This is a genomic window from Agarivorans sp. (assembly GCF_050295395.1).
In the GTDB taxonomy this organism is placed as follows: Bacteria; Pseudomonadota; Gammaproteobacteria; order Enterobacterales; family Celerinatantimonadaceae; genus Agarivorans.
Map to the genome: position 1 here is coordinate 15,531 of NZ_JBNKPP010000224.1, position 11,833 is coordinate 27,363.

The window sequence follows — 11,833 nt, forward strand, 5'->3', positions numbered from 1 at the left end:
TAGTGTTCTTAAAGCACACACTGATAGGCGAACCTTAGGTTCGCCTTTTTATTGGCTGAATATCAAACGCCTATGGCTGCAACTAGCCAATAGAACAAGCATTGATTTCGATTAGCGATTACCGCACTATCAATACACTTATTGAGCTAATGGTGTAGAGCATGACGGTAAACTTCTCTCGTAAAATTCGCGCCACCCGACCTTATCAAACCCAGCCAGAGCGCGCTGCCGACTTAAGCGTATTTGAAAGCGACCGCGGCCGCATCATCAACAGTGCAGCGGTGCGCCGCTTACAACAGAAAACCCAAGTATTTCCGCTCGAGAGAAATGCCGCAGTGCGCAGTCGCCTCACCCATTCTTTAGAGGTGCAACAAGTCGGCCGCTATATTTCCCAGTTGATCTGCCAAGCGCTAAGCGATGCTGAAGACCGCTACCAACTGCGCGGACTAGAGCGACAACTAGAAAGCATTGTGGAAATGTCTTGTTTAATGCACGACATTGGCAACCCGCCCTTCGGCCACTTTGGTGAAGAAGCGCTAATAGATTGGCTGGGCCAAAAGCTCAATGGTTTATACCAAACAAGCCAAACTGCTGGTGGCGCAGCTCAAGCCAAGGACCTCCCCCGCGAGATCCAGCAAGACTTGGTTAACTTTGAAGGTAACGCTCAGGGAATTCGCTTAATCCATAGTTTATTGCAGCTCAACTTGAGTTATTCGCAGGCTTCGGGGATCTTAAAATATACCCGCTGCGGCAGCGAGGCCAAGCCCACTAACGACGACCCGTTTAACTATCTCAAAAAGAAAGTGGGCTATTACTTAAGCGAGACTGGTTATATCAGCGACTTACAAAACGCTCTCGACTTAGCACCCTATTGCCGCTCACCGTTTTCTTACATTATGGAAGCCGCCGATGATGTCTCTTACGGCATTGCCGATTTAGAAGATGCGGTAGAAAAAGGCGTACTGAGCATTCCCCAGCTCAAACAAGCGCTGCTCACCAGCTTTAAGCAACTACAACAACAAAGCGGCCTAGCTGCCACTGAAGACATGGCCAAGATCCTCGATTTTGCTCATCAAAACCAAAAAGTCGATTTAAGCGAAGAAGAGCGTAACAGCATGTTTTTTGTGTATCTGCGCGTGGCGGTGAATCAGCGCTTACCCAAGCATGCCAAAGATCAGTTTATTGAACATTTAGAACAAATCTACCAAGGCAGTTTCAATCGCGCCTTAATTGAGGATGGCAGTATCTGCCACATGCTGGTTCAAACCTTTAAGAGCGTGGCGCTAAAACATGCCTTTTGTCATCCAGAGGTAGAAGCCCGCGAGCTGCAGGGTTATAAAATTATTACCGGCTTAATGGACTGCTACCAAGATTTGCTCGCTCTAAGCCAAGCACAATTCGAATATTTAGTGGATAACAGCAAAGCTAAACAGAACATTCCTGCCTACCTCACCCGCTTATTTAAAAAGCTACCCAATAAACACCTAGCGGCTTATAAGCGGGCCATGCACGCCGCGCCAGTGAGCGAATACTTTGGCGACGAGGGCTGCCGAGAGTTTTACTATCGAACGCGGCTGATCATTGACTATATTAGCGGCATGACCGACCAATACGCCTACGACGAGTATCGGGCCTTTCATATCATTAGCGATTTTTAATCGCTAAGCCCTAGCCATTCACCCGTTTATTGTTAGTTAACAATACGCTTAGACACGGTGCATTTGGCCGCCGAGTCTTGTTCCTGCACAGCCTTGGCCAAAGCGTGATAAACACGCAGTTAGGCTCACATTTTTATTAAGTTAATCAATGCCTCGGCGTAGTTAGCGCTAATCTTAAAAAAGAACAATAAAAATAACAGGTAAGCTGCATGTCTGAGATCCACTACCTTCCTATGAGTGTTGGCCTGCTTGGTGGCTTGGCGATTTTTCTCTACGGCATGGAAAAAATGTCGCTGGCGCTAAAACGCGCGGCGGGCGATAAAATGCGGACCATTTTAGCCAGACTCACCAGCAATCGCCTTGCTGGAGTTGTCACCGGTGCGGGCGTCACCGCGGTAATTCAATCTTCCTCTGTCACCACTGTGCTGGTGGTGGGTTTTATCTCAGCCGGGCTGATGAATTTAAGCCAAGCAGTTGGGGTAATCATGGGAGCCAATATCGGCACCACGGTTACCGCGCAAATCATTGCCTTTAAAGTCACCAAAGCGGCCCTAGCCATGGTGGCCATTGGCTTCTTTTTAGAATTTTTGGCCAAACGCGACATCAATAAACATTACGGCAGCATGCTATTTGGTTTAGGCCTAATCTTCCTTGGCATGAATATGATGAGTGAGGCCATGTCGCCTTTAAGAACTTATCAACCCTTCATTGAGCTGATGACTCATATGGACAATGTCTTATTGTCCATCTTGGTGGCCGCCTTATTTACCGCCTTAATACAATCGTCCTCAGCCACCACCGGCATTATTATTGTGCTTGCCGGACAAGGCTTTATCTCGCTAGAAAGTGGTATCGCCTTAGCCATGGGCGCTAACATTGGCACCTGTATCACGGCCTTATTGGCCGCTATCGGCAAATCAAGAGAAGCAATGCAAGCCGCAGCGGTACATATTAGTTTTAATGTATTAGGAGTAGTACTATGGTTACCGCTACTCGCCCTATTAAGTGCCATTAGCATCGGCATTTCACCAAGCTATCCGCAGCTTGTTGGCATCGACAAACTCGCCGCCGAGCTGCCCAGACAAATTGCCAATGCCAATACCTTATTTAACCTGCTCAATACGGTACTCATGGTGCCCTTTGCCGGAGCCTTTGTGTGGTTAGCACGCAAGCTTATTCCCCATCGCTCAGCTAGCCCCAGTGAGAAAAAAGCCAAGGCCATTAGCCCCAAATATATCAATGAGTCTTTCATCGAAACTCCCGACATCGCCTTAGATCATGCCCAGCTAGAATTGGGCCGCGTGGGCCGCCGAGTCTGTAATATGTTGGACTTACTGCCCCCCTTAGCGATGAATTATGCCAGTAGCGCGGATAAACGCACGGCACTGGCCAAGCTCAATCAAATTGAAAGCATAGAAAAAGAAGTGGATGAGTTACACGCTGCCATTCTGGCTTACTTGGGTCGCCTACGCACAGCCCCTTTATCGGATAAACAAAGCAATCAGCAAATTAAACTGATTAGCATCACCGACCAAATGGAAAGCGCTGCAGATTTAATTGTGAGTGGCATATTACCGCTGGCCTATAAAGCGCTTAACGAAGGAACCACTGCCAGCCCAATGATGCGCCGTATCTTAGATTCCATTCAAAACCGCGTCCAACAAGCCATGCTCGATTGCGTAAACGGCATTCGCCGTAATGACGATGCACTGGCCCACAAAGTACTGAGCGCCAAACGCGAGATAAATTCTCAATTAAATAGCGTATTGGCCCACCAAGCCGAGCGCCTAGCGGAGCAAAACCCCACCCGGCTACGAATATTTCGTTATGAGATGGAATGGGTAGAACAACTGAAGCGTATTTACACCTTAAGTAAACGCATTGCCAAACTACAATTAAGAAAACGCCACTTAATTGTGAACGACAACTAAATTAGGCTGAATAAGAGAGTTTTCATAAAGCTGTAGTCGTTACAGCAATGTAGTTTTGGCCTATCCTAGGCTAAAACGCTTATTGACCCGATACTACGTAAGCTAGATGAAATGGATCACTGAATGAAGATAATTGCACTATGTTTGATTTTATCAGGATTCACTTTACTGTCGCTTAGCTTACGACCGACCAAAAAAATTTTACGTCGCACCCAAAATGCCGGCTGGAAATTGTTGTCGGCTCTCATCATGTGCTTTTTAGCCGCTTATGCTGCCTCATTTATTTACATTCTCATCGACCATGAATACGTTCATGCTTACTTGGCTCACGGTGTGCTACTTTCTGGAGGAGGCTTGTTTGTATTTTTAGTTACGCGCTACTGTTACAACAGTCTTCTTGAACAAGAGTATCAGGCGTCTCATGACCGCGTGACTCAATTAAAAAACCGACATTCCTTCAATAATTCCATCAGCATGCTCGCCGAATCGTTAAGCCCTTTTTATATCATGCTGATAGATCTGAATGGCTTTAAAAAGTTCAACGATGCATTTGGACATCCGTTTGGCGACGAGTTACTGCGGCAAGTGGCCGAAAAACTGTCTAAACAACTGCCTGAACATTGTCGCCTTTACCGAGTTGGCGGAGATGAATTCGCCATTCTAGGTCGCAACCGTCAACACCTTCACCTAGAAAAAGACATCAAAATAATACAGCAACAATTTAAGCAGTCGATCACCGTGCGTAAGCAACACCTGCACATTGGCATTAGCATTGGCGTCAGTTCCTACCCAACTCACAGTAATAATGCACATGAGTTAGTTCAGCAGGCAGAACAGGCTTTATATGCGGCCAAATCCCGCAAACGCCACTGGAAAATATACTCAGAAGATTTAAACAAAAATGCGCTAGAACACTTGGCTATCGCCAATAAACTACAAAGCGCCATCGACAAAAAACAGTTTCAGCTCTTCTATCAGCCGATTATCAACGCCAGCAATAACTCCATTCATGGTGCCGAGGTATTGCTTCGCTGGAAACAAGCAGATGGTAGCTATATTCCACCGGACATATTCATCCCCATTGCCGAGCAAAGTACGTTGATTCACGACATTACTTGCTGGGTAATAAAACAAGCGATTGAGGATTTAGCGATACTCGATAAACAAGGTTTTACCGGGTGTTTGCACATTAACCTTTCGGCGAAAGATTTACATAATAATATGCTACTTACCTGCCTTGATAAAATAGCAACCAAGGTAGCACCGCAACGTGTCATATTTGAAGTCACTGAAAGCGCCATGATGACCGACATAAAACAAGCCACTAAAGTCATGGTTGAACTGGCAAACAGTGGATTTGCATTCAGCCTAGACGACTTTGGTACCGGGTTTTCTTCGTTTCCCTTATTACGAGATTTACCTTTAGAGCAAATCAAAATTGACCGCTCGTTTGTTAGCAACATGGCATCGCATAAAGCCAACCAATCAATTGTGCGCTCTATCATCTTTTTAGCTAAGTCACTCAATTGCACAGTGGTAGCAGAAGGCGTGGAAGACAATACCAGTATCGGATTATTGCAAGCGATGGATTGTCACTATTTACAAGGTTACTTTTTTAGTCGACCAGTATCACTAGAGCAATATCAACAACTACTTGATGCTCTGCCACCAGCAAGCAGTTAAACCCTTCAAACAAGGCTTAACTCGTTCTAAAAATCTTGAATATGGCGTGACGCGCTATCTGCAACTTAAATAGCAGCTATTAAATGGGCAATATGGGCTAAGCTAAATACGCAGCTTATACGATGAAAAAGGAAATAATCATGCTCAGCTTAATCATTGGCTTAGTGCTATTTTTGGGTATCCACTCTGTTGCTATTGTGTCACTTGATTGGCGAAATCAACAGGCTGCAAAAAATGAATGGTTATGGAAAGGCTTTTATGCCACGGTCTCGTTACTCGGCCTCTATTTTATCGCTGTAGGTTATGCCGCAGCTAGAATGGAGCCCATTGTACTTTACACGCTGCCTTATTGGCTAAGACACCTAACTTACCTATTAATGACAATAGCAATGGTGCTATTTTTTGCGCCTTACTTCCCCGGAGCAATTAAGCGAACAGCCAAACACCCTCAGTTAATCGCGGTAAAGCTATGGGCTGCCAGCCATTTATTAGTAAACGGTAGCCTAGCCGATGTTATTTTGTTTGGCGCATTTTTAGGGTGGGCAGTATTAGATAGAATTTCGATGAAAAAGCGCCCACAACGCGCTCTTCCAGGGCTAAAAGAATCTAAGTTCAACGACATTTTCGTGGTCATTATTGGCCTAGCGCTCAGCTTTGCGTTTATTCGCTTTTTGCATGGCAGTTTAATTGGTGTTCCGCTGATGCCCTAAGCTGGCCATAGAGTGTGGCATCCACACTCAGTGAGCAGCGTTAAAATCTTGTTTACTTGGCAAACAATTGGGAGAAATCTTTAAAGGCTTTAAATTCCAAGGCGTTACCACATGGGTCTAGAAAAAACATGGTGGCTTGCTCGCCTACCTGCCCTTTAAAGCGAATATAAGGTTCTATAACAAACTGCGTGCCTTGCTGCTTTAAGCGCTCGGCTAGCTGATGCCATTGCTCCCAAGTCAGTACCACACCAAAATGCGGCACCGGCACATCATGGCCGTCTACCGGGTTGGTTTCGGCTTGTTGCTGTGAGGGTGTTTTGGGGTGGTAGTGAATCACTAACTGATGGCCAAAAAAATTAAAATCGACCCACTTTTCATCACTGCGACCTTCTTCAAGCCCAAAAACATCGCGATAAAATCCCCGCGCTAAGGCAACATCATAAACCGGTATGGCAAGGTGGAATGGCTGTAACGACATACTTATCTCCTGTTTTTATTATTGGCTAGCTAATCCGTGAACCAGCCTAACATCAATAAGCCTAGCAACAACTACACCATAGTCTATCTTGCTAAACCTACCACCTCTGGCAAGCGTGAACTCGGCAAGGCTTAACTACGTAAGCCAGCTGCTTTAAAACTCGTATTGATTAAGATCAACAAGGATTATTCGCTTACCGTGTTAGATTCAAGGGGTAGATAAAAGAAGGAGCTTTTTGATGCGTATCTGGCGATATTTAGCCGTTGTTTGTTGTTGTTCATGGATAGTCAGTTGTGCCAGTTCCCCCCACCTATCTATCGATCCAAATTTGAGCTCCGATGAAAAAATCGCTCTTTATCAGCAAATAAAACCGGTCTTTCTCGACCCCAGCAAAAGCAGTAAAGAGCGCATGGATAGCGACACCGATTTTGGTCGCTATGGCTGTGCAACCGCACTAAGCTGCGCGATTCAACAGCAAGACTACAAACTCGCCAAGTGGCTAACAGAGTACAATGTTCCCACCCGTGGCCTATCTGGCCATGGCCAAGATTGGCATTACATTATTGCCGAACCGCTGATGTATGACCTTAATGACCAGCAAGCCAGTCGCTTCTTGGCATTATTATTAGATGCCGGTTATAACCCCGATTATTGCTCAGGCTATGTTGAAACCCCGTTAAAAATTGCCATCAGCAAAGGCTACCTTGAATCGGTTAAAACCCTGTTAAGTTATCACGCCTCACTCAAGCAAATTGCTTGTAAACATACTGACCACCTTTATAAAGGTAAAAACAGTGATGCCAGAGTGATTGAGAACTGGCAAACGCCATTAGCTCGCGCCATTTTAGTCGCTGACATCAATGATCAAACCTCATTAGATATTCTGCAACTATTACTTGATAAAGCTGAAGACCCAAGCCGAACCGCTATATACGAAATCCAGTGTGGCGTGAACGGCAATTTACTCTATTACGCTAAGTGTAAAAACAAGCCCGAAATACATCGTTTTCTCACCAACTATTACATCCAAAACGATAAATTAAGCGCACAACAAAAGGCCAAAGTTATCGCCGACGAAAAACGCTCCTATAAGGAGCGGGCAGAGCTTCTTGTAAAACAACAGCAAGCCATTGCAGCTAATCGAGCCCAAGAAGCCGCGCTTAAACGACAACTAGATAGTATGGATGAACAGGATTCTGCGCCTTTATTCGATAATAACTACCAAACCGTAGCCGAAATGCTCAATATTGAGACCAATACTGGTTCGAGCATATTAAACACAAGCTCATCAACTAAGCCATCGACTGCCTCCTCTGGGCTGGTACTTAGCCAAGAGAAAACGTCCGAATACCAGCAGCCCAAAGGGAGTAATTGCGCGCAGCGCCCTGATGACTGTAAAGCCTCTGGCAGTAAAGCCAGCGCCTATCTCAAGCAAATTACTAAAACCCTTGAATATCGTTACGACAGCGACGCCTACAGCTGTGCTAGCTTACGCGACAAACTTCAAGTGATGGGGATGTGCTCGACCTTCAAGCAAACAGTACAAAGCAAATCAGCAGGCTACTACGATAAAAAGCAACAAAAAACCGTATACCCAGTAGTGACTCAGACAATACCGATGCAACGGCAAGCCCTATATATTAGCGCCTGCCAATGTGAAGCCAACGGCGGCCCTTGCAAAAGAACCGCTACCTGGTATTGCGGCCGCCCCAATACTGGCCAACAGAATCAATCTACAGGAAAGGTGACTATAGAATGAGCTTAAGATTGCCCCCTTTTCGAAAAACCAGCCGAGTAACAATGCAAGTAGTTGGACTACTGGCACTAATGGTAAGTGCTAGCCCAAGTTGGGCTGGCGCTAAGGCTGCCTCTTGTTTATCCATAGTGCAATGGCATAATCAAACCGAATTTATGAACCGTTGCGATTACCCAATTAGCGTCATGTGGTGCAGCCTTGGTCAGCCCTACATTGGCGAACGCTGCGGTGATCACCAAGCCGTGTGGAGCGACTACTACTCCCACAGAATGGTCATTCCTGCTGACGGCATAGCCGTGAAACCCACCCTAGCAGAACTAGAGATTGCGGTATGCCAAGGTGCTCTTTATGGCGATGATTTAATAAAACGCTTTACCAGCGATGCCAAGGGCGATTACCAGTGCCTGTAATACACCGCTAAGCCAAGCGCGCGCCGTTTGGCATGGGTTTATCTACTGTAGAGAGCACCACCGAGCCGTCGGGTCGATATAGCCCCGTAACTAAGCATTCCGACATAAACGGGCCAATTTGTTTGGGTGGGAAATTCACCACTGCCAGAACCTGTTTTCCGATAAGCTCGGCTTTACTATAAAGCGTGGTAATTTGCGCGCTAGATTTTTTAAACCCAAGTTGCTCGCCAAAGTCGAGTTGTAACTTATAGGCAGGCCTGCGCGCTTGAGGAAACTCTTCCACCGCCACAATCGTGCCAACACGAATATCCACATTTTGGAAATCACTCCATTCAATCGTTTTCATTTTACTCCTTAGCTCAAGCTCCATAATGCTTGCTTACAGGAGTAACAGCTTATAGTAGCCACTAGCGAAGTAGTGTGCCGATGGGACACTATTATTGTTTTAACAGACGCAGTTAGCGGGCATATTGAGAGGGCGACATACCACAATACTTAGCAAAGCTTCGGCTAAAAGCGGCGTGGTCGCTGTAGCCCACGGTTTGGGCAACTATTTGAATCGGATAATCGGTATGGCGTAGCAAGGCTTGGGCTTTTTCCATTCTGGCTTGCCTCACATACTGGCTTATGCTTAAGCCGGTTTGTTGTTTAAACAGCTTTTTTAGCTGGGTTAAGCTTAAGTAGGCCACAGCAGCTAGCTGCTGATTTGAGAGCGAAGTCGCTAAATGGCTTTCTATGTAGTCCAATACCTTTTGGATGCGGTGATCAAAAAACCGCAAGACTTGTTGTTCGGCCAACAAACAGCAGAAAGTCTGCATCATTAACTGCTCAATTTGTTGATTAACTTGGCTGTTTAGCTGCTGCTCGATAAAAGCCAAATAATGCAACAGCGGAGGATTCACCGAAAACACCACCGACTCTGCTTCGCTTAAGTTACTCGGGAGCTGCTGTAAATCGGCAACCACAAACCTAGCTTCAGTTTGCGCAGTAAAATAATGAAACTCGCCAGCTTTTACCACCACACACTGACCCGGCCGGATCTTCCCATGAAACCGCCCCACCTCAATATTCAAGCCGCCTTTAAGTGGTAACACCAACTGATGAAAAGCATGGCTATGCCCCTGCTTCATTAGACTGTATGAGCGAATGGCTAGATTGTTTTTCATTAGCAAAAATCACATATGAGTATAAAAAACTAAAAATAACTTAACTTAGAACATAATCGCGCCAAGCGTAATAATAGCGTCATCAAACTGTCACCTTTTGTTCAAATTCCCCTGCTACACCTAACAGTCTGAACAAACTTATGGCATAGGGATTATGCAAGAACAGTTGCAACGAGAGTACGATGATATTCTCAAACAACAAAATATCTGTACCGCTTTCCAAACCATTTGGGATCATAACAATTACTGTGTACTTGGCTATGAGGCGTTGTCTCGCGGGCCTGCTGGCAGCTACTTTCATTCACCGCTAACGCTATTTGAATACGCTCGCCAACAAAATCAACAACTCGAGTTAGAACTAATTTGCGCCCAACTCGCCTCGGCTCGCTTCAGCGAGCAAGGACTAAGCGGCCAGCTATTTATAAACTTTTCTCCCGACACCCTCGTCTACGCCTTTCAAAAATACGGTGAAATTCTGTTTAAACGGCTTATCCCTAAAAACGCCAAGCTTGTGATAGAACTAACCGAACACCAACCCATTGAGTATGACTCGATACTTGCCAACTGCCTAAGCGCCTGCCGTAAACTCAATATTCGCTTTGCCTTAGATGATTTTGGAGCGGGTTATGCCGGCATAAAAAACTGGCTACAAATTGCCCCGGAATACCTCAAACTAGACCGCTACTTCTGTGAGCAATTGTTAGTGGAGCATAAAATCAGCTCGGCGCTAACCGCCATACTAGAACTAGCTGAAAATATTGGCAGCCGAGTAATAGCCGAAAACATAGAAACCGCCGAGCAATACCAACTACTGCTAAATTTAGGCGTACCCTATTTGCAGGGCTACCACATAGCCCGCCCTGCCGTGCAGCCGCAACAGCAACAAGCCACACCTAGTGTATCGCTTAATCCCGAACCCTATTCGGCGCTATCTTTAGCCACGCCGCAGGCCAGCGTAGCACCTGATTTATCTTCCAAGGCGCTGTTAGATAAAATGCTAGAAGACAAAAGCCTTAGCTCATTGCCGGTGGTAGACCACAATCAACGGGTATTAGGCCTGTTAAAGCGCGAAGAACTACTAGCGAGGTTTTCTGGGCCCTATGGCCACTCATTAAATCAGCGTAAAACTGCGGCCGATTTAATGGATCGCAATCCGCTAATTGTGGATATTCATACCAGCCTAACAGAAATAGGACGGCGCTTAAGCCAACACACCGCCAGTGGTTTAGATGCCGCCTTCATCGTTACCCAAAACAATCAATATTACGGCGTAGGTTTAGCCGTAGAAGTAATGCGCAAACTGGCCAACTACAAACTACAGCTGGCCCGTTACGCCAATCCCCTCACCGCTTTACCCGGTAACGTGCCGCTGCAACGCTGCTTAAATCAGCTAATAAACAATCACCAAGACTTCAGCCTCGCCTACTTTGACCTGAACAACTTTAAGCCCTTTAATGACATTTGTGGCTACGAGCGAGGCGACCAAATGATTAAGCTGGTTGCCGAACTGATAAAACTACAGCTCACTAAATACGCCCACTTTATCGGCCATCTTGGCGGCGACGATTTCATTGTAATTTTTACCCAAACCGGTTGGCAGCAAGCCATTTTAAACCTATTAAAACAGTTTGATGTGAAACGAGAAGCGCTGTACCGACAAAAGGATCTCGACGCTGGAGGCATCATTGCCAAAGATAGAGATGGCCAGCAACGGCGCTTTCCCCTATGTGGCTTAGCGGTGGGAGTAACCCCTTGGACAGCCAACTGCGGCTTAAGTATTGAAGCGCTTAGCGAGCAAGCCAGCTTTGCCAAAAAACAAGCAAAGTTAAGCGCTCAATCCAACTTATATATTGCCAACACCGCGCCAGCCGTAATGTTGGTAGAGTAAGGACTAAATTGGCCTCTCAGCGTCTTCCCCTTAGGCGAGTAGCGGCAATATGAGAGGTTGGGTATAACCTAGTAACGATACTGTAAAAATAAGGACTCGCTGGCAATGATTAGCTTAATGGCTTGCCCCCAAAGCCCCTAAAGCTGAAAAAGG

Annotated in this window: 10 protein-coding genes; 7 read left to right on the forward strand and 3 right to left on the reverse strand. The window is 46.0% G+C overall.

Annotation, left to right across the window (positions count from 1 at the left end; genetic code table 11):
* The first annotated feature begins 161 nt into the window (after positions 1 to 161).
* The 4 genes from dgt (at position 162) to ACQY6Q_RS12665 (ending at position 5,982) form a co-directional block, all read left to right on the forward strand.
* The gene (gene dgt / locus ACQY6Q_RS12650) at positions 162 to 1,658 is read left to right on the forward strand and encodes a dGTPase (protein ID WP_427981910.1); all 1,497 of its coding nucleotides are present in this window, start codon (positions 162 to 164) and stop codon (positions 1,656 to 1,658) included.
* A gap of 209 nt (positions 1,659 to 1,867) precedes the next feature.
* On the forward strand, positions 1,868 to 3,589 hold the full coding sequence (locus ACQY6Q_RS12655) for a Na/Pi cotransporter family protein (RefSeq protein WP_427981912.1): 1,722 nt from the start codon (positions 1,868 to 1,870) through the stop codon (positions 3,587 to 3,589).
* A gap of 123 nt (positions 3,590 to 3,712) precedes the next feature.
* On the forward strand, positions 3,713 to 5,272 hold the full coding sequence (locus ACQY6Q_RS12660) for a putative bifunctional diguanylate cyclase/phosphodiesterase (RefSeq protein WP_427981914.1): 1,560 nt from the start codon (positions 3,713 to 3,715) through the stop codon (positions 5,270 to 5,272).
* Between the two features lie 140 nt (positions 5,273 to 5,412).
* The gene (locus ACQY6Q_RS12665) at positions 5,413 to 5,982 is read left to right on the forward strand and encodes an NnrU family protein (RefSeq protein ID WP_427981916.1); all 570 of its coding nucleotides are present in this window, start codon (positions 5,413 to 5,415) and stop codon (positions 5,980 to 5,982) included.
* Between the two features lie 52 nt (positions 5,983 to 6,034).
* Here ACQY6Q_RS12665 and ACQY6Q_RS12670 read toward each other — a convergent pair whose 3' ends face one another.
* Positions 6,035 to 6,460, reverse strand: coding sequence for a VOC family protein (locus tag ACQY6Q_RS12670; protein WP_427981918.1), 426 nt, complete (start codon positions 6,458 to 6,460; stop codon positions 6,035 to 6,037).
* A gap of 238 nt (positions 6,461 to 6,698) precedes the next feature.
* On the opposite strand from ACQY6Q_RS12670, the gene ACQY6Q_RS12675 reads away from it, so the two are divergent.
* Positions 6,699 to 8,219, forward strand: coding sequence for a hypothetical protein (locus tag ACQY6Q_RS12675; protein ID WP_427981920.1), 1,521 nt, complete (start codon positions 6,699 to 6,701; stop codon positions 8,217 to 8,219).
* Entirely contained in the window at positions 8,216 to 8,626 is a 411-nt protein-coding gene (locus ACQY6Q_RS12680; protein ID WP_427981922.1) for a hypothetical protein, read from the forward strand. The genes ACQY6Q_RS12675 and ACQY6Q_RS12680 overlap by 4 nt, the downstream gene beginning before the upstream one ends.
* Positions 8,627 to 8,633: 7 nt before the next feature.
* Here the strand turns inward: ACQY6Q_RS12680 and ACQY6Q_RS12685 are convergent, their stop codons facing one another.
* Together ACQY6Q_RS12685 and ACQY6Q_RS12690 are read right to left on the reverse strand one after the other, a co-directional pair.
* On the reverse strand, positions 8,634 to 8,972 hold the full coding sequence (locus ACQY6Q_RS12685; RefSeq protein WP_427981924.1) for a tRNA-binding protein: 339 nt from the start codon (positions 8,970 to 8,972) through the stop codon (positions 8,634 to 8,636).
* A gap of 112 nt (positions 8,973 to 9,084) precedes the next feature.
* Positions 9,085 to 9,792 carry a helix-turn-helix domain-containing protein gene (locus ACQY6Q_RS12690; protein ID WP_427981926.1) on the reverse strand — a complete coding sequence of 236 codons (708 nt, stop codon included), beginning with the start codon at positions 9,790 to 9,792 and terminating at the stop codon, positions 9,085 to 9,087.
* Between the two features lie 154 nt (positions 9,793 to 9,946).
* Between ACQY6Q_RS12690 and ACQY6Q_RS12695 the strand changes: the two genes are divergently transcribed.
* Positions 9,947 to 11,680, forward strand: a complete 1,734-nt coding sequence (locus ACQY6Q_RS12695) for a GGDEF domain-containing protein (RefSeq protein ID WP_427981928.1) — start codon at positions 9,947 to 9,949, stop codon at positions 11,678 to 11,680.
* The last annotated feature ends 153 nt before the right edge of the window (positions 11,681 to 11,833 follow it).

Bases quoted from the DNA above. Each gene is read 5' to 3' on its own strand.
- dgt (WP_427981910.1), top strand. From the start codon at position 162: ATGACGGTAAACTTCTCTCGTAAAATTCGCGCCACCCGACCTTATCAA.
- ACQY6Q_RS12655 (WP_427981912.1), top strand. From the start codon at position 1,868: ATGTCTGAGATCCACTACCTTCCTATGAGTGTTGGCCTGCTTGGTGGC.
- ACQY6Q_RS12660 (WP_427981914.1), top strand. From the start codon at position 3,713: ATGAAGATAATTGCACTATGTTTGATTTTATCAGGATTCACTTTACTG.
- ACQY6Q_RS12665 (WP_427981916.1), top strand. From the start codon at position 5,413: ATGCTCAGCTTAATCATTGGCTTAGTGCTATTTTTGGGTATCCACTCT.
- ACQY6Q_RS12670 (WP_427981918.1), bottom strand. From the start codon at position 6,460: ATGTCGTTACAGCCATTCCACCTTGCCATACCGGTTTATGATGTTGCC.
- ACQY6Q_RS12675 (WP_427981920.1), top strand. From the start codon at position 6,699: ATGCGTATCTGGCGATATTTAGCCGTTGTTTGTTGTTGTTCATGGATA.
- ACQY6Q_RS12680 (WP_427981922.1), top strand. From the start codon at position 8,216: ATGAGCTTAAGATTGCCCCCTTTTCGAAAAACCAGCCGAGTAACAATG.
- ACQY6Q_RS12685 (WP_427981924.1), bottom strand. From the start codon at position 8,972: ATGAAAACGATTGAATGGAGTGATTTCCAAAATGTGGATATTCGTGTT.
- ACQY6Q_RS12690 (WP_427981926.1), bottom strand. From the start codon at position 9,792: ATGAAAAACAATCTAGCCATTCGCTCATACAGTCTAATGAAGCAGGGG.
- ACQY6Q_RS12695 (WP_427981928.1), top strand. From the start codon at position 9,947: ATGCAAGAACAGTTGCAACGAGAGTACGATGATATTCTCAAACAACAA.